Origin of the sequence: Micromonospora coerulea (assembly GCF_016598485.1) — a bacterium.
Taxonomy (GTDB): domain Bacteria; phylum Actinomycetota; class Actinomycetes; order Mycobacteriales; family Micromonosporaceae; genus Micromonospora; species Micromonospora coerulea.
In genome coordinates, this window is record NZ_JAEMUW010000007.1 from 177,931 (window position 1) to 199,564 (window position 21,634).

Annotated in this window: 21 protein-coding genes; 18 read left to right on the forward strand and 3 right to left on the reverse strand. The window is 72.5% G+C overall.

What is annotated here, in order from left to right:
- Window positions 1–434: 434 nt before the first annotated feature.
- From I8N68_RS12190 to I8N68_RS12230, 9 genes are all read left to right on the forward strand, one after another.
- Window positions 435–1,046 (forward strand): hypothetical protein, encoded by a 612-nt coding sequence (locus I8N68_RS12190; protein ID WP_200210110.1) that lies wholly within the window; start codon window positions 435–437, stop codon window positions 1,044–1,046.
- Between the two features lie 153 nt (window positions 1,047–1,199).
- The gene (locus tag I8N68_RS12195; protein WP_109802369.1) at window positions 1,200–1,661 is read left to right on the forward strand and encodes a DUF948 domain-containing protein; all 462 of its coding nucleotides are present in this window, start codon (window positions 1,200–1,202) and stop codon (window positions 1,659–1,661) included.
- A gap of 30 nt (window positions 1,662–1,691) precedes the next feature.
- Window positions 1,692–1,997: a hypothetical protein gene (locus tag I8N68_RS12200; protein ID WP_200210031.1), complete on the forward strand. Its 306-nt coding sequence runs from the start codon at window positions 1,692–1,694 to the stop codon at window positions 1,995–1,997.
- Window positions 1,994–4,672, forward strand: coding sequence for an alanine--tRNA ligase (alaS, locus tag I8N68_RS12205; RefSeq protein ID WP_200210032.1), 2,679 nt, complete (start codon window positions 1,994–1,996; stop codon window positions 4,670–4,672). Before I8N68_RS12200 ends, alaS begins: the two co-directional genes overlap by 4 nt.
- Window positions 4,673–4,741: 69 nt before the next feature.
- The gene (gene ruvX, locus I8N68_RS12210; protein WP_200210033.1) at window positions 4,742–5,203 is read left to right on the forward strand and encodes a Holliday junction resolvase RuvX; all 462 of its coding nucleotides are present in this window, start codon (window positions 4,742–4,744) and stop codon (window positions 5,201–5,203) included.
- Window positions 5,200–6,417: an endolytic transglycosylase MltG gene (gene mltG / locus I8N68_RS12215; protein ID WP_200210034.1), complete on the forward strand. Its 1,218-nt coding sequence runs from the start codon at window positions 5,200–5,202 to the stop codon at window positions 6,415–6,417. The genes ruvX and mltG overlap by 4 nt, the downstream gene beginning before the upstream one ends.
- Entirely contained in the window at window positions 6,414–7,223 is an 810-nt protein-coding gene (locus I8N68_RS12220; protein WP_200210035.1) for a shikimate dehydrogenase, read from the forward strand. Before mltG ends, I8N68_RS12220 begins: the two co-directional genes overlap by 4 nt.
- A 157-nt stretch (window positions 7,224–7,380) precedes the next feature.
- Complete coding sequence (gene aroC / locus I8N68_RS12225; RefSeq protein ID WP_200210036.1) at window positions 7,381–8,559, forward strand: chorismate synthase; 1,179 nt, start codon at window positions 7,381–7,383, stop codon at window positions 8,557–8,559.
- Window positions 8,559–9,062 (forward strand): shikimate kinase, encoded by a 504-nt coding sequence (locus I8N68_RS12230; RefSeq protein ID WP_200210037.1) that lies wholly within the window; start codon window positions 8,559–8,561, stop codon window positions 9,060–9,062. The genes aroC and I8N68_RS12230 overlap by 1 nt, the downstream gene beginning before the upstream one ends.
- On the opposite strand, the gene I8N68_RS12235 is transcribed toward I8N68_RS12230, so the two are convergent.
- Window positions 9,052–9,825 carry a cytochrome c oxidase assembly protein gene (locus I8N68_RS12235; RefSeq protein ID WP_200210038.1) on the reverse strand — a complete coding sequence of 258 codons (774 nt, stop codon included), beginning with the start codon at window positions 9,823–9,825 and terminating at the stop codon, window positions 9,052–9,054. The two genes, I8N68_RS12230 and I8N68_RS12235, sit on opposite strands and share 11 nt — an antisense overlap.
- Window positions 9,819–10,346, reverse strand: a complete 528-nt coding sequence (locus I8N68_RS12240; RefSeq protein WP_200210040.1) for a DUF2243 domain-containing protein — start codon at window positions 10,344–10,346, stop codon at window positions 9,819–9,821. The genes I8N68_RS12235 and I8N68_RS12240 overlap by 7 nt, the downstream gene beginning before the upstream one ends.
- A gap of 137 nt (window positions 10,347–10,483) precedes the next feature.
- Here I8N68_RS12240 and aroB point away from each other — a divergent pair, with 137 nt between their 5' ends.
- The 4 genes from aroB (at window position 10,484) to nusB (ending at window position 13,368) form a co-directional block, all read left to right on the forward strand.
- The gene (gene aroB, locus I8N68_RS12245) at window positions 10,484–11,560 is read left to right on the forward strand and encodes a 3-dehydroquinate synthase (RefSeq protein WP_200210041.1); all 1,077 of its coding nucleotides are present in this window, start codon (window positions 10,484–10,486) and stop codon (window positions 11,558–11,560) included.
- Window positions 11,557–11,997: a type II 3-dehydroquinate dehydratase gene (gene aroQ / locus I8N68_RS12250; protein ID WP_200210042.1), complete on the forward strand. Its 441-nt coding sequence runs from the start codon at window positions 11,557–11,559 to the stop codon at window positions 11,995–11,997. The genes aroB and aroQ overlap by 4 nt, the downstream gene beginning before the upstream one ends.
- A 379-nt stretch (window positions 11,998–12,376) precedes the next feature.
- Window positions 12,377–12,934, forward strand: a complete 558-nt coding sequence (efp, locus tag I8N68_RS12255) for an elongation factor P (RefSeq protein WP_200210043.1) — start codon at window positions 12,377–12,379, stop codon at window positions 12,932–12,934.
- Window positions 12,935–12,957: 23 nt separating this feature from the next.
- Window positions 12,958–13,368 (forward strand): transcription antitermination factor NusB, encoded by a 411-nt coding sequence (nusB, locus tag I8N68_RS12260; RefSeq protein WP_200210111.1) that lies wholly within the window; start codon window positions 12,958–12,960, stop codon window positions 13,366–13,368.
- 75 nt (window positions 13,369–13,443) lie between these two features.
- On the opposite strand, the gene bldD is transcribed toward nusB, so the two are convergent.
- Complete coding sequence (gene bldD / locus I8N68_RS12265; RefSeq protein ID WP_013285505.1) at window positions 13,444–13,932, reverse strand: transcriptional regulator BldD; 489 nt, start codon at window positions 13,930–13,932, stop codon at window positions 13,444–13,446.
- Window positions 13,933–14,218: 286 nt separating this feature from the next.
- Here bldD and pyrR point away from each other — a divergent pair, with 286 nt between their 5' ends.
- The 5 genes from pyrR to carB are packed head-to-tail and all read left to right on the forward strand — an operon-like array spanning window position 14,219 to window position 21,622.
- Window positions 14,219–14,803, forward strand: a complete 585-nt coding sequence (gene pyrR, locus I8N68_RS12270; RefSeq protein WP_200210044.1) for a bifunctional pyr operon transcriptional regulator/uracil phosphoribosyltransferase PyrR — start codon at window positions 14,219–14,221, stop codon at window positions 14,801–14,803.
- The gene (locus I8N68_RS12275) at window positions 14,800–15,726 is read left to right on the forward strand and encodes an aspartate carbamoyltransferase catalytic subunit (protein WP_200210045.1); all 927 of its coding nucleotides are present in this window, start codon (window positions 14,800–14,802) and stop codon (window positions 15,724–15,726) included. Before pyrR ends, I8N68_RS12275 begins: the two co-directional genes overlap by 4 nt.
- Window positions 15,723–17,000, forward strand: coding sequence for a dihydroorotase (locus I8N68_RS12280; protein ID WP_200210046.1), 1,278 nt, complete (start codon window positions 15,723–15,725; stop codon window positions 16,998–17,000). The genes I8N68_RS12275 and I8N68_RS12280 overlap by 4 nt, the downstream gene beginning before the upstream one ends.
- A gap of 58 nt (window positions 17,001–17,058) precedes the next feature.
- Window positions 17,059–18,252: a glutamine-hydrolyzing carbamoyl-phosphate synthase small subunit gene (gene carA, locus I8N68_RS12285; protein WP_200210047.1), complete on the forward strand. Its 1,194-nt coding sequence runs from the start codon at window positions 17,059–17,061 to the stop codon at window positions 18,250–18,252.
- Entirely contained in the window at window positions 18,245–21,622 is a 3,378-nt protein-coding gene (gene carB / locus I8N68_RS12290) for a carbamoyl-phosphate synthase large subunit (RefSeq protein ID WP_200210048.1), read from the forward strand. Before carA ends, carB begins: the two co-directional genes overlap by 8 nt.
- The last annotated feature ends 12 nt before the right edge of the window (window positions 21,623–21,634 follow it).

The window sequence follows — 21,634 nt, forward strand, 5'->3', positions numbered from 1 at the left end:
TCGGTGGCGTCGAGCCCGGTCCGCACCCGTCGGGCGGACAGCCGGCGGTCGCCCGGGCGACCGCTCCGGCGGCCCGGCCCACCGGACCGGACGAGTCGCCGGCCGGCCGTCCGCTCCCCTCTGGACGCGCCGAGTCGCGGGGCGCGGCGGCGGTACCCCCGCCGGGTCACCCCGAGTCGCGGGGCGCGGCGGCCGTACCTCCGCCGGGTCGCCCGGACTCGCGGGGTGCGGCGACCGTACCGCCGCCGGGACGGCCCGGGGACGCGCCCGTGGTGGCGCGGGCCGCCGCGGTCGTACCCATGGGGGAGCCCGGCGGAGCGCGGCCGGACCCGGCGGGGCCGGCGCTGCGGCCGGCCGGTTCGGAGCCGGCGGACGCCGACGGGGGCACCGCCGCCGGTGGCCTGCGCGGCGCCCGGTCCGAGCTGCGTCGGCAGATGCGCGAGCGGCGCCGGCTGCGGATGGGGGTGCTCGCCCTGGTCAGCCTGGTGCTGCTCGGTGCGGTGCCGCTCTTCTTCGGCCTCCGCACGCTCAGCCGGGACCCGGTCTTCGACTCCCTCGACGCGCTCGACGTGCCGAGCTGGGCGACGGTGAAGACCGTCGACAACGTGAGCGGCAGTCGGTGGTGCCTGCAGGACTGCCGGCTCCGGGAGCGGACGGTGGAGTCGCAGCGCCCGCCGAAGGAGACCGTCCAGGTCTACCAGCAGGCGCTGGTCCAGGACGGCTGGCGGCGCTGGAAGGTCGGCCGCTGCCCGGAGCAGCCGGCGAAGGGCAGCTACACCTGCTGGCGGCGCGACGAGCTCACCCTCGACCTCTGGGTACGCGATCCCACCTGCGCCCTGCCGCCGGTCGACGGGCGACCCGCGCCGTCTGGCGCGCCCTCGCCCGCAGCGGAGAAGTGCGCCGGCTCGTTGGTGTCGGTGAAGGTGCGCAACGCGATCGACGACGAGCGGACCCGACCACAGCCGAGCACTGACCCGTCACTCACCGGTGAGGATCCGTTCCCCAGGCTCACCGACGATCCACTGGGCGAGCTGACACCGTCCTGAGCCGCTTTCCATCACGGACGGTAGGGTCTGGGGCTGGCGGGCCCGCCCGTGCCCGTCGACCGGTGGTGGGTCGGCGCGGTGGCGGAGTGGGTAGGACGGTCGCGCGTTCCGGGACGTCGGGTCCCGGCACGCCTGCTTGAGGAGGACATGCGCGTGGATGGTGGACAGATCGCTGCGCTGATCGCGGCCGGCGCGTTCCTGATGCTGGTACTCGTGCTGGCGGTGCCGATCCTGCGGCTGCGGCACACCGTGGACGCGACGACCCGCATGATCAACGACCTGAACGAGCGCACGACGCCGCTGCTCGGTGACGTCAACACCACCGTGAAGAACGTCAACGTCGCCCTGGAGCAGGTGCAGACCTCGCTGGACGGGGTCAACCTCCAGCTCGCCAAGGTGGACACCATGACCACCCACGCGCAGAACGTCACCGCCAACGTGGCGAACCTGGCCACCGTGGTCTCCGCCGCCGCGGCGAACCCTCTGGTGAAGGTGGCCGCGTTCGGCTACGGAGTGCGCCGGGCCGCCTCGGCCCGCCGGCACGCGGAGACCGAGCGCGAGGTGCGCGACACCATCAAGCAGCAGCGCCGGGCCGCCAAGCGCGGCAACCGCTGACCGGCCGGCGCTGACCAGGAGGATGAGAGCATGAGGCGGTTGTTCTGGCTGGGCATCGGGCTGGCCGTGGGCGTGGTGGTGGTGCGTAAGGCAACCCGCGCCGCGCAGGCGTACACGCCGGCCGGCATCGCCAGCGGCCTGTCCGAATCCGCTGGCGGCCTCGTCGAGTCGCTGCGTAGCTTCGTGGAGGACGTCCGGATCGGGATGGCCGAGCGCGAGCAGGAGATCCACGAGGCGTTCGCCCGGGGCGAGACGTTCGACGATCAGTTCGCCGAGCTGCGGGAGGACCCGCGCGTCGGCGACCGAGAGATTTTCCCGGAGGAGCACCAGCGATGAAGACGGCGGAGATCAAGCGGCGGTACCTCGCGCACTTCCAGGCGAACGGCCATGCCGTGGTGCCGTCCGCTCCGCTGCCCGCCATCAGCGACCCGAACCTGCTGTTCGTCAACGCCGGCATGGTGCAGTTCGTCCCCTACTTCCTGGGCCAGCAGACCCCGCCGTACAGCCGCGCGGTCAGCGTCCAGAAGTGCATCCGTACGCCGGACATCGACGAGGTCGGCAAGACCAGCCGGCACGGCACGTTCTTCCAGATGAACGGCAACTTCTCCTTCGGCGACTACTTCAAGGACGGCGCCATTCCGCTGGCCTGGGACCTGGTCACCAAGCCGGTCGAGGCGGGCGGCTTCGGGCTGGACCCGGAGCGGATCTGGCCGACCGTCTACTTCGACGACGACGAGGCGTTCCAGCTCTGGCGGTCGGTGGGCGTCCCCGCCGAGCGGATCGTCCGCCGGGGCAAGGCGGACAACTTCTGGTCGATGGGCATTCCCGGCCCGGCCGGCCCGTGCTCCGAGCTGTTCTACGACCGCGGCCCCGAGTACGGCCGCGCGGGCGGCCCGGCGGTCGACGAGGACCGCTACATGGAGTTCTGGAACCTCGTCTTCATGCAGTACGACATCGCCGACGTCCGGGGCAAGGAGGAGTTCCGGATCGTCGGTGACCTGCCGGCGAAGAACATCGACACCGGCATGGGCCTGGAGCGGATGGCCTCCATCCTCCAGGGCGTCGACAACCTCTACGAGATCGACGAGGTCCGGCCGATCCTGGACCGGGCCGCGGAGCTGACCGGCAAGCGGTACGGCGCGCACTCCGGCCACGTGGCCAGCGAGTCGCACCCGGACGACGTCCGGCTGCGGGTCATCGCCGACCACGTGCGCACCGCGCTGATGCTGATCGGTGACGGGGTGACCCCGTCGAACGAGGGCCGTGGCTACGTGCTGCGCCGGATCATGCGCCGGGCGATCCGCGCGGTCCGCCTGCTCGGCTACCAGGACCGGGCGCTGCCCGAGCTGCTGCCGGTGGCCCGGGACTGCATGACCCCGTCGTACCCGGAGCTGTCCGCGGAGTTCGGCCGGATCTCCCAGTACGCGTACGCGGAGGAGGAGGCGTTCCTCGCCACGCTGCGGGCGGGCACCACGATCCTGGACACCGCGATCGCGGAGACCAAGTCGGCGGGCCAGCCGGCGATCTCCGGGGACAAGGCGTTCCAGCTGCACGACACGTACGGCTTCCCGATCGACCTCACCCTGGAGATCGCGGCCGAGCAGGGGCTTCAGGTCGACGCCGAGGGCTTCCGTCGGCTGATGGCCGACCAGCGGAGCCGGGCGAAGGCGGACGCGCGGGCGCGCAAGACCGGCCACACCGATGTGTCGGCGTACCGGTCGGTGCTCGACGGGGGCGGTCCGGTGGAGTTCACCGGGTACACCGAGCTCAACCGGGAGTCCCGGGTCCGGGCGCTGCTCAGCGGCGGCGCGACCATCGGCGCGGCGGTCGAGGGCGACACGATCGAGCTGGTGCTGGACACCACCCCGTTCTACGCGGAGGGCGGCGGTCAGCAGCCCGACCAGGGTCTGATCACGGTCGGCGGCGGCCAGCTCGAGGTCTTCGACGTGCAGCAGCCGGTGCCCGGCCTCATCGTGCACCGGGCCAAGGTGATCCGGGGTGAGGTGCGCGCCGGGGAGACCGGGTACGCCGAGATCGACGTCTCCCGGCGGCGGGCGATCTCCCGTTCGCACACCGCCACCCACCTGGTGCACCAGACCATGCGGAACTTCCTCGGCGAGTCGGCGACCCAGGCGGGTTCGCTGAACGCGCCGGGCCGGCTGCGGTTCGACTTCAACACCCCGACCGGGGTGTCGCCGAGCGTGCTGCACGACGTGGAGCAGCAGGTCAACGAGGTGCTGCTGGCGGACCTGGAGGTGCACGCCTTCATCACCTCCCAGGAGGAGGCCCGCCGGATCGGCGCGATGGCGCTGTTCGGCGAGAAGTACGGCGAGCGGGTCCGGGTCGTCGAGGTCGGCGACTACGCCCGGGAGTTGTGCGGCGGCACGCACGTGGCCCGGTCGGCGCAGCTCGGCCTGGTGAAGATCCTCTCCGAGGCGTCCGTCGGTTCCGGGGTGCGCCGGATCGAGGCCCTGGTGGGTATGGACGCCTTCGGCTTCCTGGCCCGCGAGCACCTGCTGGTGTCCCGGTTGGCCGAGCTGTTCCGGGTGCCCGGCGACCAGGTCGCCGACCGGGTGGAGCAGACCGTCACCCAGCTCCGGGACGCGGAGAAGGAGCTGGAGAAGCTGCGCGGGCAGCTCGTCCTCGGCGGGGCGGCGGCGCTCGCCGCGCAGGCGAAGGACGTGCGCGGGGTGGCGTACGTCGGCACCGAGGCGCCGGAGGGCGCGGCCGGCAACGACGTGCGGACCCTGGCCCAGGAGATCCGGGGTCGGATCGACCCGGCCCGGCCGGCCGTGGTCGCGGTGGCGGCCCGGGCAGGAGGCAAGTCGTCCCTGGTGGTGGCGGTGAACCCGGCCGCCCGGGGGCGGGGCCTGTCCGCCAAGGACCTGGTCAAGGCGGCCTTCTCCGGTCGGGGTGGCGGCAGTGACGACGTCGCCCAGGGCGGTGGCCTGCCCGCGGCGGAGGCGCCGAATCTGCTGGCCACGGTGGAGAAGGCGATCGCTGAAGCGTGATGGCGCACCGACTGCGGCCAGGGCGGACCATCTCGGTCCGCCCTGGCCCGTACCGTGGGGTGCCCGATAATGGCTGAGCTGTCCCGCGGGGTCCGGTTGGGCGTGGACGTCGGACAGGTCCGGGTCGGGGTCTCCCGCTCGGACCCGCACGGCGTTCTGGCCACCCCGCTGGTCACCCTCGCCCGGGACCTGACGGCCGCCGACGACGCGGTGCCCGCCGACATGGCCGCGCTGGTCGACCTCATCGCGGAGCACGAGGCCGTGGAGGTGGTCGTCGGCCTTCCGATCAATCTTGCCGGCAAACGCGGCCCCGCGGCGACGAACGTGTCGGCGTACGCTGCCCGTCTGGCCGATGTAATAGCGCCGGTTCCGGTGACGCTGACGGACGAGAGGATGTCGACCGTCGTGGCTAGTCGTAGGCTGGCCGAACGTGGCGTCCGGGGAAAGCGCCAACGGGCGGTGGTCGACCAGGCCGCCGCGGTGGAGATTCTGCAGAGCTGGCTGGACGCGCAGCGGAGGCGGACGCAATGATCGACGATCTGGATCTGGTGTTCGACGAGTCGGAGAGGGGGGAGAAGGGCCGGCACCGGCGCGGTGCCGTGGCCAAGCGCAACGGCAAGTCGGGCGGCCGGGGCAAGACGATCTTCGCCCTGCTGATGGCCCTGGTGCTGCTCGGCGGCATCGGCGGCGGTGCGTACGTCGGCTTCGATCGGATCCGCAACCACTTCGTCACTCCCGACTACGACGGCCCCGGTTCGGGCGAGGCGATGATCGAGGTGAAGAACGGCGACACCCTCACCGACATCGGCAACTCCCTCTACGACGCCGGCGTGGTGAAGAGCACCAAGGCCTTCATCGAGGCCGCGGAGGCCAACTCCCGCAGCAAGAACATCCAGGTCGGCCGGTACAAGGTCCGCAAGCAGATGAAGGCGGCCGACGCGGTCACCCTGCTGCTCGACCCGAAGAGCCGGATCGTCAACGGGGTGACCATCCCCGAGGGCACGATCAGCCTGGCGATCTACGACATTCTCTCCAAGCAGACCAAGATCCCGGTGGCCGACTTCAAGGCCGCCGCGAAGGACCCGGTCAAGCTGGGCGTGCCGGCCTACTGGTTCAACCGCGGTGACGGCAAGAAGGGCCCGAAGAGCATCGAGGGCTTCCTCTTCCCGGCGACCTACGAGATCCCGCCGAAGGCGACCGCCACGCAGATCCTGTCGATGATGGTGGAGCAGTTCCTCACCGTCACCGAGAAGCTCGACTTCGTGCAGAAGGCGCAGCAGGAGCGGAAGGTCTCCCCGTACGAGGTGCTGATCACCGCCTCCATCGCGCAGGCCGAGTCGGTCAATCACGTGGACTTCCCGAAGGTGTCCCGGGTCATCTACAACCGGGTCTACACCGACAAGTACCACTGCAAGTGCCTGGAGATCGACAGCGCGATCAACTACTGGAAGCGCCTGCAGGGCAAGGCCCCGAAGGACTCCGACGTCCTCACGCAGGCCGAGCTCAACGACCCGAAGAACCCGTACCGCACGCACGGTGCCGACGGGCTGACCATCACCCCGATCAGCAACCCCGGTGAGGACGCCCTCAAGGGCGCGCTGGAGCCGCCGCCGGGCGACTGGGTCTACTTCATGACCGTGGACCAGAAGGGCACGATGGGCTACGGCTCCAACGACGCCGACTTCCGGAAGCTGCAGAAGCAGATGTGCGACAACGGCATCCTGAGCGGGACGAACTGCGGGTGAGGGTCGCCGTCGTCGGCAAGCCGATCGCGCACTCGCTCTCCCCGGTGATCCATGAGGCGGGGTACGCGGCGGCCGGGTTGACCGGGTGGTCGTACACCCGGATCGAGTGCGGGGCCGAGGAGTTGCCCGGGTTGGTCGCCGGGCTCGGCCCGGAGTGGGCCGGGCTGTCGGTGACCATGCCGGGCAAGGAGGCGGCGCTCGCGCTGGCCGACCAGGTCTCGCCGGTCGCCGCCGCCGTCGGCGCCGCCAACACGCTGGTACGCCGCCCCGACGGCACCTGGTACGCCGACAACACCGACGTCACCGGCATCGTCGACGTGCTGACCGCCGCCGGGGTGGCCACCGGTGCGGAGGTCACCGTGCTGGGCGCGGGCGGCACTGCCCGCGCGGCCATCGCGGCCGCGGCCCGGCTCGGCGCGGCCCAGGTGACCGTGGTGGCCCGTCGTCCGGAGGCCGTGCACGAGCTGCGCCCGGTGGCCCGCGCGGTGGGCGTGCCGCTGACCGGCGCGGACTGGGACGGGGCGCCGAGTCACGCCCGGGCCGACGTGGTGATCTCCACCGTGCCGAAGGGCGTCGCCGACCCGCTCGCCGAGAACTTCGACTGGCGCCCCGGGACGGTCTTCTTCGACGCCCTCTACGACCCCTGGCCCACCCCGCTGGCCGCCGCCGCGCTGGCCGCCGGCTGCCGGGTGGTCTCCGGGCTGGACCTGCTGCTGGCCCAGGCGGTCGGCCAGTTCGCACGGTTCACCGGCGTCGCCGCGCCGGTCGACGCGATGCGCGCCGCGCTCACGGCGGCGCGCGCCTGAGCCGGCCCCGCCCGACCGGACCGGTCCGGACCGCGCCGCGGGTCGGCCGGGCCTCACCAACGACGCCCACGGCCGTCCGCCGGACGGGCGCGTCCGCAGGGCGGGACGCGGCGGACACCGCGTCGGCGCGGCCACCGGGCGTGACAGACTGACCGCTGTGTTGCGCTGGCTGACTGCAGGTGAATCGCACGGACCCGCCCTCGTCGCGATGCTCGAAGGGGTGCCCGCCGGGATCGAGGTGACCACCCGGGAGATCTCCGACGAGCTCGCCCGGCGGCGGCTCGGCTACGGCCGGGGCGCCCGGATGTCGTTCGAGCGGGACGAGGTCGAGATCATCGGCGGGCTCCGGCACGGGGTCACCCTCGGCAGCCCGGTGGCGATCCGGGTGGGCAACTCGGAGTGGCCGAAGTGGCGCACCGTGATGGCCGCCGACCCGGTCGACCCGGAGGAACTGGCCGCGCAGGCCCGCAACGCGCCGCTCACCCGGCCCCGCCCCGGGCACGCCGACCTGGCCGGCATGCAGAAGTACGGCCACACCGACGCCCGGCCCATCCTGGAGCGGGCCAGCGCCCGGGAGACCGCCGCCCGGGTCGCCGTCGGCACCGTCGCCAAGGCCCTGGTGAAGCAGGCGCTCGGCATCGAGATCGTCTCCCACGTGGTGGAGCTGGGCCCGGTCGCCGCCAAGCCGGGGCTGCGTCCCGCCCCCGCCGACGCCGAGCGGATCGACGCCGACCCGCTGCGCTGCCTCGACGCGGAGGCGAGCGCCCGGATGGTCGCCGAGGTCGACGCCGCGAAGAAGGCCGCCGACACCCTCGGCGGCGTGGTCGAGGTGCTGGCGTACGGGGTGCCGCCGGGCCTGGGCAGCCACGTGCAGTGGGACCGCAAGCTCGACGCCCGGCTGGCCACCGCGCTGATGTCCATTCAGGCGATCAAGGGCGTGGAGATCGGCGACGGCTGGCAGCAGGCCCGCTCGCGAGGCTCCGAGGCGCACGACGAGATCATCCCCACCGCCACCGGGGTGCGCCGGGTCACCGACCGGGCCGGCGGCCTGGAGGGCGGCATCACCACCGGCGAACCGCTGCGGGTGAAGGCGGCGATGAAGCCGATCTCCTCGCTGAACCGGGCGTTGTCCACCGTCGACGTCACCACCGGCGAGCCGGCCACCGCGATCAACCAGCGCTCCGACGTCTGCGCGGTACCCGCCGCGGCGGTGGTCGCCGAGGCGATGGTGGCCCTGGTGCTGGCCGAGGCCGCGGTGGAGAAGTTCGGCGGCGACTCGGTCGCCGAGATGCGCCGCAACCTGACCGGCTACCTGGACGCCCTGGTGATCCGCTGATGGCCCCGGTGTGCGTGCTGGTCGGGGCGCCCGGCTCCGGCAAGACCACCATCGGGCAGGCGCTCGCCGCCACGCTGGGCGTCGAGTTCCGGGACACCGACGCCGACATCGAGCAGCTGGCCGGCAAGCCGATCTCGGAGATCTTCGTCGACGAGGGGGAGGCGCACTTCCGTACCCTCGAACGGGCGGCCGTGGCCGCGGCGCTGGCCGCGCACGGCGGGGTGCTCGCCCTCGGCGGCGGCGCGATCCTGGCCGAGGAGAACCGCGCCGCGCTGGTCGGGCACACCGTCGTGCACCTGTCGGTGGAGCTGCCCGACGCGGTGAAGCGGGTCGGGCTGGGCGCGGGCCGGCCGCTGCTGGCGCTCAACCCGCGGGCCACCCTCAAGCACCTGATGGAGCAGCGCCGCCCGCTCTACGCCGAGGTGGCCACCGCCACCGTGATCACCGACGGGCGGACCCCGCAGGAGATCGCCGCCGAGGTCGCTGGCCTGCTCAAGCCCTGACGGCCGGCCGGGCCGGGAGCCGGTCGGGGCGCCAGGCGACCAGGAGGGCCAGGGCGAGCAGGATCTCGGCGAGGTCCCCGCCGTAGTACATGACGGTGGCCGCGGCGCGTAGCTCGTCGCCGGTCGCCGGGACGTCGACGAGCAGGCCGGCGTACAGGAGTTGGGCGATCGTGGCGTGGGCGGCCACGGCGACGCCGAGCACGAGCAGGCGCACCGGGACGCGGGGGCGGTGCGGACCCGGGTCCGGGCCGGCGATCGACCAGCTGAAGAGGTAGCCGGCGAGCACGAAGTGCAGGTCCACCAGCCCGTGCAGGGCGGGACTGTCCAGGCTGGCCCGGTAGAGCGGGGTCAGGTACAGCAGCCAGAGGCCGCCGGCGGTGAGCGCCAGGCCGGCGACCGGATGACCGGCCATCCGGGCCACCGGGTGGCGCAGCAGCCGGACCGCTGCCCGGCCGGTGCGCCGGTCCAGCGTGCGCAGCGCGAGGGTGCCCGGCGCGCCCAGCATCAGGGCCAGCGGCGCCAGCATGCCGAGCAGCAGGTGCTGCCACATGTGCCCAGGCAGGTCGTCGCCGGGCCAGGCCAGCCCGGCGGCGAGCAGCGCCGCGCCGAGACCGAAGCTCGCCGTCCGCCGGTGACTCCAGCCCGGCCGGCCCGGGTCGCGCTGGCGCAGGGCCGCGGCCAGATAGAGCCAGAACATCCCCAGCGGTACGAGGGCGACGGGCGGGACGGCACCGGCGGCGTGCCCGGCGTGGGCGGTCAGCACCGCCGTTCGGCGGCGCAGACGTCGACCACCCCGGCGCGCCGCCGCACCAGCCACCCGACCGCGACGAAGACCGCCCCGAGGGCGAGGAAGCCGAGGTCCCAGACCGTCTGGTACGGCCCGGGCCGGACGTGGTGGATGCCGAGCACCTGGTGGTCGACGATCCCCTCGACCAGGTTGAACAGCCCCCAGCCGACCAGCGCCCAGCCCCAGAGCGCGGGAGAGCGCCACAGCCGGCCCCGGGACCGGGTGACCCGCCCGTAGAGCATCGCCAGCCCGCCCAGCACCGCCAGCCAGGTCACCACGTGGAACAGCCCGTCCCAGAGGGTGTTCATCCGCAGCCCCGGGACGGTGTCCACCGGGTACGCCCGGATCCCGATGCGGTCGGTGTCGGTGCTGCTGAGCATGTGGTGCCACTGGAGGACCTGGTGCAGCAGGATGCCGTCGACGAAGCCACCCAGGCCCACCCCGAGGATCGTCGCCGGGACCCGGATGTCCGCTTCGTCGATGGTCGGTCGGGTCATCGCCAGCACCTCCGCCGTCGGTGGTCGGCCCCTGGCGGGTGCCCCGGACCTCGCCGGTAAAACGCCGGCGGCGCCGCGCCGGTCACGCAGTGGACACTCGCCGCCCGGACCCGGCCCGCTCGACTAGGCTGCCGGCGATGGACGACGTGACCCGGATCCCGGTCGGCGGCGAGCGGCCGTACGACGTGCTGGTGGGACGCAACCTGCTCGACCCGCCGCCGCGGCTCCTGCCCGGCGCGGACCGGGTCGCGGTGCTGCACGCACCCCCGCTCAAGGAGCTCGCCGAGACGCTCGGGGAACGGGTCCGCGCGGTCGGGGTCGACCCGCTGCTGGTCGAGGTGCCGGACGCCGAGGCGGGCAAGCGGATCGAGGTGGCCGCCGAGTGCTGGGAGCGGCTCGGCGCCGCCGGCTTCACCCGTACCGACGCGGTGGTGGGCGTCGGCGGCGGCGCGGTGACCGACCTCGCCGGCTTCGTCGCCGCCTGCTGGCTGCGCGGCGTGCGTTGGGTGCCGGTCGCGACCTCGCTGCTGGGCATGGTCGACGCCGCGGTCGGCGGCAAGACCGGGGTCAACACCGCCGCCGGCAAGAACCTGGTCGGCGCGTTCCACCCGCCGGCCGGGGTGATCTGCGACCTCGCCACCCTGGACAGCCTGCCGGCCGCGGACCTGGCCGCCGGCCTGGCCGAGGTGGTCAAGTGCGGGTTCATCGCGGACCCGGTGATCCTCGACCTGATCGAGGGCGACCCGGCCGCGGCCACCGACCCGACGTCACCGGTGGCCCGCGAGCTGATCGAGCGGGCGATCCGGGTGAAGGCCGAGGTGGTCTCCGGTGACCTGCGCGAGTCGGGGGTACGGGAGGTGCTGAACTACGGGCACACCCTGGCCCACGCGATCGAGAAGGTCGAGGGGTACCGCTGGCGGCACGGGCACGCGGTCGCGGTGGGTCTGGTCTACGCCGGCGCCCTGGCCCGGCTGGCCGGCCGGCTGGACGCGGCCACCGCCGAGCGGCACCGTGCCGCGGTGGCCGCCCTCGGCCTGCCGACCAGCTATCCGGCCGACGCCTGGCCCGACCTGCTCGCCGCGATGCGGGTCGACAAGAAGGCCCGGGGCAGCAGGCTGCGCTTCGTGGTGCTGGACGGGTTGGCCCGCCCGGCGATCCTGGAGGGCCCCGACGACGAGCTGCTGCGTGCCGCCTACCGGGAGATCGCCTCGTGAGGGTGTACGTGCTCAACGGACCCAATCTGGGCCGGCTCGGCACCCGGCAGGTCGACGTGTACGGGGTGACCAGCTACGCCGACCTGGTGGACATGTGCGTGGACACCGGCCGGCAGTTGGGGCTGGACGTGGTGGTCCGGCAGACCGACGCCGAGCACGAGCTGCTCGGGTGGCTGCACGAAGCGGCCGACGAGGGCGCTGCGGTGGTGCTCAACCCGGCGGCCTGGTCGCACTACTCGATCGCGGTGCGGGACGCCTGCGCGATGGTGCGCGGGCCACTGGTGGAGGTGCACATCTCCAACATCCACGCCCGGGAGGAGTTCCGGCACCACTCGGTGGTCTCTGCGGTCGCGACCGGGGTGATCTGCGGGCTGGGCGTCGACGGGTACCGCCTCGCCCTGCACCACCTCGCCACCCGGCTGGCGGCGAAAGACTGACGCCCGCCGAGCGGCAGCTCGGTCGCGGTCGCCTTCCGTGGCATCCCGCCGTGCTCACGGTGCGTGAGAGCTATCTCCCACGATGGCGGGCTCCGCTCCACCCGCCGCATCACCGTCTTGAGCTGCCCTTCCTTGCCCGATGCGCGGTCGCCCGGGTCGGCCGGACAGTTACGCAGCGTGACCGTTGCCTCCGCTGCCGAGCAAAGGAGGAGCGGGGGAACGGGCGGGTGGTCCACGCCGGCACCCGGGTGATCCTCGGGCCGGGCGGGCCGGCGGCGCGACATTGGCGGGACAGCGGCTGGGCAGCGGCGGCGCTGTCGGTTCGACACTGCTAGTAGACTTGCCAGGTCTGTCCGCCAATTGATGATCAAGGCAGGAAATGGCCACCACCAACGACCTCAAGAACGGCCTCGTACTCAACCTCGACGGGGAGCTCTGGGCCGTCGTCGAGTTCCAGCACGTCAAGCCCGGTAAGGGCGGTGCCTTCGTGCGCACCACGCTGAAGAACGTGCTGTCCGGCAAGGTCGTCGACAAGACCTTCAACGCGGGCACCAAGGTCGAGACCGCCACCGTCGACAAGCGCACCATGCAGTACCTCTACGCCGACGGTGAGGACTACGTCTTCATGGATCTGGAGACGTTCGACCAGATCACCGTCCCCGGCGGCACCGTCGGGGAGGCCGCCAACTACCTCCTCCCGGAGGCCGAGGCGACCGTCGCCACCCACGAGAGCGTCCCGCTCTACATCGAGCTGCCGACCTCCGTCGTGCTCGAGGTGACCTACACCGAGCCGGGCCTGCAGGGCGACCGGTCGACCGGCGGCAACAAGCCGGCCACCGTCGAGACCGGCGCGACCGTGCCGGTGCCGCTCTTCATCACCACCGGCGAGAAGATCAAGGTCGACACCCGCGACGGCCGTTACCTCGGCCGCGCCTGATGGCCGAGGGTCCGAAGCAGCAGATGCCGGCGCGCCGCAAGGCGCGCAAGCGGGCGCTGGACGTGCTCTTCGAGGCCGACCTGCGGGACCGGCCCCCGGTCGAGGTGCTCGCCGGCTACCTCGAGCGGATCGAGAAGCCCCGGCCCGACCACGTGGGCTACGCCATCAGCCTGGTCGAGGGGGTCGCCGCGCACCTGGACCGGATCGACGAGCTGATCGCCAGCTACGCCGAGGGCTGGACCCTGGAGCGGATGCCGGTGGTGGACCGCAACCTCGCTCGGATCGCGGTCTACGAGTTGCTCTACCTCGACGACATCGACGACGCGGTGGCGATCAGCGAGGCCGTCGAGTTGGCCCGGCAGATGTCGACCGACGACTCGCCGCGCTTCCTCAACGGGGTGCTCGGCCGGATCGCCGAGTACGCCAGCCGCTGACGCGGCATCCCGCGCCACGTACGACAGAAGGGCCCGTGCCGGTCGGCACGGGCCCTTCTCGCTGTCGCGGATGGATCAGGACGCGAAGAACGCCCGCGGGTCGGCGACCAGCACGCCGTGCTCGGTGAGGCGCTCGATCAGGCCCGACGGCGAGGCGTCGTAGACGATCGCCAGCGCGCGCAGGTCGTCGGCGCGGATGGAGAGCACCCGGCCGTTGTAGTCACCGCGCTGCTGCTGGATGGCCCGGGCGTACCGGGCGACGTAGGCGAGGTCCTCGGAGGCCTCGTCGTACAGCCGCTCCAGGTCCAGGACGATCTTGCTGGTGGGCTCGTGCCGCACCCCGCTGCCGTCAGGCAGCAGCTCCGAGACGGGAACGCGGTAGAAGTCGGCCAGCTCCGCCAGGCGGGACACGGTGACGGCCCGGTCGCCGCGCTCGTAAGAGCCGACCACCACGGCCTTCCACCGCCCGTTCGACTTCTCCTCCACACCCTGCAGGGACAGGCCCTGCTGCTGGCGGATGGAGCGCAGGCGGGCGCCCAGCGACTTGGCGTATTCAGAGGGCATTCGGACACTCCCAGTGCTGCTCGGGGTTCTCCCAGCTATCGCTACGGAGCGTGACGGTACGGGGATTGCGACACCTGGTCAAGTGGTCGTGACATTACCGTTGGCGGGCACGGGGGGAGTTATCCCCATTTCACCACCCTGATCCGGGGGTCAGTGCCGCCCGCGATCGGCCCCGTGACCGCTGGTAACGTGGCGTGAAGCCCCGGTCCGGGTCGCGCGCGGCCCGACCGGATCTGTCAGACGTCCTTTAACGACCCGTCCCGTGAGGCGGGGAAGGAGGTCCGCCGTGGCCTACCCACCGGCTGCCCAGTCGTCGCCGCCGCGACAACCCTCGGTGAAGGTGATCCTCGCCGCCGCCGACGTGTCGCGGGTGGTCGACCGCATCGCCCACCAGATCCTGGAGAAGACCCAGGGCGCCGCCGACACCGTGCTGCTCGGCATCCCCACCCGGGGCGTGCCCCTGGCCCGGCGGCTCGCCGGCCGGATCAGCACCTTCGAGGACGTGGCCGTCCCCGTCGGTGTGCTCGACATCACCCTCTACCGCGACGACCTGCGCCGGCACGCCACCCGCGCGGTCGGCCCGACCGAACTTCCGCCCGGCGGGATCGACGGCAAGCGGGTGATCCTCGTCGACGACGTGCTCTTCTCCGGCCGCACCGTGCGGGCCGCCCTGGACGCGCTCAGCGACGTCGGCCGCCCGGCCTCCGTGCAACTCGCCGTGCTGGTCGACCGCGGCCACCGCGAGCTGCCGATCCGCGCCGACTACGTCGGCAAGAACATCCCGACCGCGCTCGCCGAGAGCGTCAAGGTCACCCTCGCCGAGACCGACGGCACGGACGAGGTCAAGCTGTACGGGGGAGCCACCTCATGATCCGGCACCTGCTCTCCGGCGCCGACCTGGACGCCGACACCGCCACCCAGATCCTGGACACCGCCGCCGAGATGGCCACCGTCGCCGGCCGCGAGGTCAAGAAGCTTCCCGCGCTGCGCGGCCGGACGGTGGTGAACCTCTTCTACGAGGACTCCACCCGGACCCGGATCTCCTTCGAGGCGGCCGCCAAGCGGCTTAGCGCCGACGTGATCAACTTTTCGGCCAAGGGCTCCAGCGTCACCAAGGGTGAGAGCCTGAAGGACACGGCGCTCACCCTCCAGGCGATGGGGGCCGACGCGGTGGTCGTCCGGCACCCCGCCTCCGGCGCGCCGCACCGGCTGGCCAACTGGGTGGACGGGTCGGTGGTCAACGCCGGCGACGGCACCCACGAACACCCCACCCAGGCGCTGCTCGACGCGTACACGATGCGCTCCCGGCTGGGCCGGCTCGCCGGTCTGCACGTGGCGATCGTCGGTGACGTGCTGCACTCCCGGGTGGCTCGCTCCAACGTGCTGCTGCTCTCCACCCTCGGCGCCAAGGTCACCCTGGTCGGCCCGCCGACGCTCATCCCGGTGAACATCTCCGCCGCGCTCGCGCCCGGCACCGACGTCTCGTACGACCTCGACGCCGTGCTACCCGACGTGGACGTGGTGATGATGCTGCGGGTGCAGCGGGAACGGATGGGCGACTCCTACTTCCCCTCCGCCCGCGAGTACGCCCGCCGCTACGGCCTCGACGGCCCGCGCATGCGCCGGCTGCCCGCGCACGCGATCGTCATGCACCCCGGCCCGATGAACCGGGGCATGGAGATCACCCCCGAGGTCGCCGACTCGCCCCGCTCCACGATCGTCGAACAGGTCGCCAACGGGGTCTCCGTGCGGATGGCCGTCCTCTACCTGCTGCTCGGAGGGAACAACCGGTGACCGCGTACCTGATCAAGAACGTCAGCGTGGTCGGTGCCGCGCCGACCGACCTGCTGATCCGCGACGGCGTCGTCGCCGAGGCCGGCGCGGGCCTGACCGCGCCGGACGCCACGGTGCTCGACGGCACCGGGCTGGTGGCTCTGCCCGGTCTGGTCGACCTGCACACCCACCTGCGCGAGCCGGGTCGGGAGGACGCCGAGACCGTGGAGTCCGGCTCCCGGGCGGCGGCGCTCGGCGGGTACACCGCGGTCTGCGCGATGGCCAACACGTCGCCGGTCGCCGACACCGCCGGGGTGGTCGAGCAGGTCTGGCGGCTCGGCCGGGAGGCCGGGCTGGTCGACGTGCAGCCCATCGGTGCGGTCACCGTCGGCCTGGCCGGCGAGCGGCTGGCCGAGCTGGGCGCGATGGCCGACTCGGCGGCCCGGGTACGGATCTTCTCCGACGACGGGCACTGCGTCGCCGACCCGAAGCTGATGCGCCGGGCCCTGGAGTACGTCAAGGCGTTCGACGGAGTGATCGCCCAGCACGCCGAGGAACCCCGGCTCACCGAGGGCGCCCAGATGCACGAGGGTGAGGTCTCCACCCGGCTCGGGCTCACCGGTTGGCCCGCGGTCGCCGAGGAGGCGATCATCGCCCGGGACGTGCTGCTCGCCGAGCACGTCGGCAGCCGGCTGCACATCTGCCACGTCTCCACCGCCGGCAGCGTCGAGGTGCTGCGGCACGCCAAGGCCCGTGGCGTGAAGGTGACCGCCGAGGTCACGCCCCACCACCTGCTGCTGACCGATGAGAAGGCCGAGACGTACGACCCGGTCTACAAGGTCAACCCGCCGCTGCGCACCGCCGCCGACATCGCCGCGCTGCGCGCCGCCCTCGCCGAGGGCGTGATCGACATCGTCGCCACCGACCACGCCCCGCACGCCGTGGAGGACAAGGAGTGCGAGTGGGCGTACGCCCGGCCGGGCATGCTCGGCCTGGAGACGGCGCTGTCGATCGCCCTGGACGTGCTCGGCCCGCAGTGGGACCTGATCGCCGAGCGGATGTCCCGCGCCCCGGCCCGGATCGCCGGACTGGAGGGGCACGGCCTCGACCCGGCCCCCGGTGTGCCGGCCAACCTGACCCTGGTCGACCCGGCCGCCCACCGCACCATCGAGCCGGCGGAGCTGGCCAGTCGTAGTCGCAACACCCCGTACGCCCGCATGACGCTGCCGGGTCGCATCGTGGCGACCTTCCTGCGCGGCGAGCCGACGGTCCTGGACGGAAAGGCTGTCAAGTGATCCGAGCGAGGAACGCAGCGGAGCGGAGTCCCGCAGTCCGGATCGAAGGGAACGCAGCATGACGAAGCGCAGGCCCGCGATCCTCGTGCTCGAGGACGGGCGCACGTTCCACGGCGAGGCGTACGGCAGCGTCGGGGAGACCTTCGGCGAGGCGGTCTTCAACACCGGCATGACCGGCTACCAGGAGACCCTGACCGACCCGTCCTACCATCGCCAGGTGGTGGTGCAGACCGCCCCGCACATCGGCAACACCGGCGTCAACACCGAGGACGACGAGTCGTCCCGGATCTGGGTCGCCGGGTACGTGGTCCGCGACCCGGCCCGGATCGGCTCCAGCTGGCGGGCCACCGGCGGGCTGGAGGACCGGCTCGCCACCGATGGCGTGGTCGGCATCAGCGGCATCGACACCCGGGCGCTCACCCGGCACCTGCGCGAGCGGGGCGCCATGCGGGTCGGCATCTCCAGCGTCGACGACGACCCGCGCGCCCTGCTGGCCCGGGTCCGCCAGGCACCGGAGATGGTCGGCGCGGACCTCTCCGCCGAGGTGACCACCGCCAAGCCGTACGTGGTGGCTGCCGAGGGGGAGCACCGGTTCACCGTCGCCGCGCTGGACTTGGGCATCAAGCGCAACGTGCCGCGCCGGCTGGCCGCCCGCGGGGTCACCACCCACGTGCTGCCCGCCGGCTCCAGCATCGACGACCTGCTGGCCACCGGCGCCGACGCGGTCTTCTTCTCGCCCGGCCCGGGCGACCCGGCCACCGCCGACGGCCCCGTCGCGCTCGCCAGAGAGGTGCTGCGCCGGCAGGTGCCGCTGTTCGGCATCTGCTTCGGCAGCCAGATCCTTGGCCGGGCGCTCGGCTTCGGCACCTACAAGCTCGGCTACGGCCACCGGGGCATCAACCAACCGGTGCTCGACCGGGCCACCGGCAAGGTCGAGGTGACCAGCCACAACCACGGCTTCGCCGTCCAGGTGCCCGGCGCGGGGCACGGCGCGGTCGTCCCCGACCAGGTGATCGAGACCGAATTCGGCGGCGTCCAGGTCAGCCACGTCTGCCTCAATGACAACGTGGTCGAGGGGCTGCGGGCCAGGGACGTGCCCGCCTTCACCGTCCAGTACCACCCGGAGGCGGCGGCCGGCCCGCACGACGCGGACTACCTCTTCGACCGCTTCGCCGAGCTGATCGAGGGCCGTGGCCTCGACCAGCAGCACAGTGAAGGCCGGACCCAGAGCAAGGGGCGCACGAATGCCTAAGCGGACCGATCTCAAGCACATCCTGGTGATCGGCTCCGGGCCGATCGTCATCGGACAGGCCTGCGAGTTCGACTACTCCGGCACCCAGGCATGCCGGGTGCTGCGCAGCGAGGGGATCCGGGTCAGCCTGGTCAACTCCAACCCGGCGACGATCATGACCGACCCGGAGTTCGCCGACGCCACGTACGTCGAGCCGATCACCCCGGAGTTCGTCGAGCTGGTCATCGCCAAGGAGCGCCCCGACGCGCTGCTGGCCACCCTCGGCGGGCAGACCGCGCTGAACACCGCGGTCGCCCTGCACGAGGCGGGCGTGCTGGAGAAGTACGGCGTGGAGCTGATCGGCGCGAACATCGAGGCGATCAACCGCGGCGAGGACCGGCAGCTGTTCAAGGACATCGTGGCCAAGGCCGGCGTACGCCTCGGTCTGGACGACCCGACCGGCCTGGTGCCCCGGTCACGGGTCTGCCACTCGATGGCCGAGGTCGAGGCCACCGCCGCCGAGCTGGGCCTGCCGGTGGTGATCCGGCCGTCGTTCACCATGGGCGGCCTGGGTTCCGGCATGGCGCACACCGCCGATGACCTGGCCCGGATCGCCGGCGCCGGCCTGGCCGCCAGCCCGGTGCACGAGGTGCTGATCGAGGAGAGCGTGCTCGGCTGGAAGGAGTACGAGCTCGAACTGATGCGCGACCGCCACGACAACGTGGTGGTGGTCTGCTCGATCGAGAACGTCGACCCGATGGGCGTGCACACCGGTGACAGCGTCACCGTGGCCCCGGCCATGACGCTGACCGACCGGGAGTACCAGCGGCTGCGCGACCTCGGCATCGCGGTGCTGCGCGAGGTCGGGGTGGACACCGGCGGCTGCAACATCCAGTTCGCGGTCAACCCGGCCGACGGCCGGATCGTCGTGATCGAGATGAACCCCCGGGTGTCCCGCTCCTCGGCGCTGGCGTCGAAGGCGACCGGCTTCCCGATCGCCAAGATCGCCGCGAAGCTGGCCATCGGCTACACCCTGGACGAGATCCCCAACGACATCACCCTGAAGACCCCGGCGGCGTTCGAGCCGACCCTGGACTACGTGGTGGTGAAGATTCCCCGGTTCGCGTTCGAGAAGTTCCCCGGCGCGGACCCGGAGCTGACCACCACCATGAAGTCGGTCGGCGAGGCGATGAGCCTGGGCCGCAACTTCACCGAGGCGCTGAACAAGGCGATGCGCTCGATGGAGACCAAGGCAGGCGGATTCTGGACTGTTCCTGATTCGGTCGTCGCTGCCGCGACGGGCGCCGACCCGGCCGGCGCGACGAAGGAGAACACCCTCGTCGCGTTGCAGATGCCGCACGACGGCCGGCTCTACACCGTCGAGCGGGCGCTGCGGCTCGGCGCCTCCATCGCCGAGGTGGCCGCCGCCTCCGGCGGGATGGACCCGTGGTTCCTGGACCAGATCGCCGCGCTGGTGGAGCTGCGCGCGGAGATCGTGGACGCCCCGGTGCTCGACGCCGACCTGCTGCGCCGGGCCAAGCGGGCCGGCCTGTCCGACCGGCAGCTCGCCGCGCTCCGACCCGAGCTGGCCGCCGAGGACGGCGTCCGCACCCTGCGGCACCGGCTCGACGTGCGCCCGGTCTACAAGACGGTGGACACCTGCGCCGCCGAGTTCGAGGCGACCACGCCGTACCACTACTCCACCTACGACTCCGAGACCGAGGTCATGCCCTCGGACCGGCCGAAGGTGCTCATCCTGGGCTCCGGGCCGAACCGGATCGGCCAGGGCATCGAGTTCGACTACTCCTGCGTGCACGCCGTCATGGCGCTGCGCGAGGTCGGCTACGAGACCGTGATGGTCAACTGCAACCCGGAGACCGTCTCCACCGACTACGACACCGCCGACCGGCTCTACTTCGAGCCGCTGACCTTCGAGGACGTGCTGGAGGTCTGGCACGCCGAGGACTCCTCCGGCAAGGCCGCCGGCGGCCCGGGCGTGGTCGGGGTGATCGTGCAGCTCGGCGGGCAGACCCCGCTGGCGCTGGCCCAGCGGCTCAAGGACGCCGGGGTCCCGGTGGTCGGCACCTCCCCGGAGTCAATCCACCTGGCCGAGGAGCGTGGCGCGTTCGGCGCGGTGCTCGCCCGGGCCGGGCTGCGCGCCCCGGCGCACGGCATGGCCACCTCGTACGACGAGGCCAAGGCGATCGCCGACGAGATCGGCTACCCGGTGCTGGTCCGCCCGTCGTACGTGCTCGGCGGCCGGGGTATGGAGATCGTCTACGACGATGCCACCCTGCGCGACTACATCGGCCGGGCCACCGACATCTCCCCGGACCACCCGGTGCTGGTCGACCGGTTCCTCGACGACGCCATCGAGATCGACGTGGACGCGCTGGTCGACGCCGACGGCGAGGTCTACCTCGGCGGGGTGATGGAGCACATCGAGGAGGCCGGCATCCACTCCGGCGACTCGTCCTGCGCGCTGCCGCCGATCACCCTGGCCGGCTCGCACCTGGTCCAGGTGCGCCGCTACACCGAGGCGATCGCCCGCGGCGTGGGGGTGCAGGGCCTGCTCAACGTGCAGTACGCCCTCAAGGACGACATGCTCTACGTGCTGGAGGCGAATCCCCGCGCGTCGCGGACCGTGCCGTTCGTCTCCAAGGCCACCGCGGTGCCACTGGCCAAGGCGGCGGCCCGGATCGCGCTCGGCGCCACCATCGCCGAGCTGCGCGCCGAGGGGCTGCTCCCTGCGACCGGGGACGGCGGCACCATGCCGGCCGACGCGCCGATCGCGGTGAAGGAGGCGGTGCTGCCGTTCAAGCGGTTCCGCACCCCGTCCGGCAAGGGCATCGACTCGTTGCTCGGCCCGGAGATGAAGTCCACCGGCGAGGTGATGGGCATCGACACCAACTTCGGGCACGCCTTCGCGAAGTCGCAGTCCGCCGCGTATGGCTCGCTGCCCACCGCCGGGAAGATCTTCGTCTCGGTGGCCAACCGGGACAAGCGCGGCATGATCTTCCCGATCAAGCGGCTGGCCGACCTGGGCTTCGAGATCGTGGCCACCACCGGCACGGCGGAGGTGCTGCGCCGGCACGGCATCGCCTGCGAGCAGATCCGCAAGCACTACGAGGCGGGCGAGGGCGAGGACGCGGTCTCGATGATCCTCGGCGGCGATGTCGCGCTGGTGGTGAACACCCCGCAGGGTTCGGGCGCGAGCGCCCGCTCCGACGGCTACGAGATCCGCAGCGCCGCCGTCACGGCGGACATCCCCTGCATCACCACGGTCCCCGGTGCGGCGGCCGCGGTCATGGGCATCGAGGCGCGCATCCGTGGCGACATGCGGGTCCGCCCCCTCCAGGAGCTCCACGCCGCCCTGCGGGCCGCCCAGTGACCGCCCGCTGTC

Coding starts and splice junctions, on each gene's coding strand:
- efp (WP_200210043.1), top strand. CDS start 12,377: ATGGCCACCACCAACGACCTCAAGAACGGCCTCGTACTCAACCTCGAC.
- I8N68_RS12190 (WP_200210110.1), top strand. CDS start 435: ATGCGCGAGCGGCGCCGGCTGCGGATGGGGGTGCTCGCCCTGGTCAGC.
- alaS (WP_200210032.1), top strand. CDS start 1,994: ATGAAGACGGCGGAGATCAAGCGGCGGTACCTCGCGCACTTCCAGGCG.
- ruvX (WP_200210033.1), top strand. CDS start 4,742: ATGGCTGAGCTGTCCCGCGGGGTCCGGTTGGGCGTGGACGTCGGACAG.
- carA (WP_200210047.1), top strand. CDS start 17,059: ATGACGAAGCGCAGGCCCGCGATCCTCGTGCTCGAGGACGGGCGCACG.
- I8N68_RS12230 (WP_200210037.1), top strand. CDS start 8,559: ATGGCCCCGGTGTGCGTGCTGGTCGGGGCGCCCGGCTCCGGCAAGACC.
- mltG (WP_200210034.1), top strand. CDS start 5,200: ATGATCGACGATCTGGATCTGGTGTTCGACGAGTCGGAGAGGGGGGAG.
- nusB (WP_200210111.1), top strand. CDS start 12,958: ATGCCGGCGCGCCGCAAGGCGCGCAAGCGGGCGCTGGACGTGCTCTTC.
- I8N68_RS12275 (WP_200210045.1), top strand. CDS start 14,800: ATGATCCGGCACCTGCTCTCCGGCGCCGACCTGGACGCCGACACCGCC.
- aroB (WP_200210041.1), top strand. CDS start 10,484: ATGGACGACGTGACCCGGATCCCGGTCGGCGGCGAGCGGCCGTACGAC.
- I8N68_RS12200 (WP_200210031.1), top strand. CDS start 1,692: ATGAGGCGGTTGTTCTGGCTGGGCATCGGGCTGGCCGTGGGCGTGGTG.
- carB (WP_200210048.1), top strand. CDS start 18,245: ATGCCTAAGCGGACCGATCTCAAGCACATCCTGGTGATCGGCTCCGGG.
- I8N68_RS12240 (WP_200210040.1), bottom strand. CDS start 10,346: ATGACCCGACCGACCATCGACGAAGCGGACATCCGGGTCCCGGCGACG.
- bldD (WP_013285505.1), bottom strand. CDS start 13,932: ATGCCCTCTGAATACGCCAAGTCGCTGGGCGCCCGCCTGCGCTCCATC.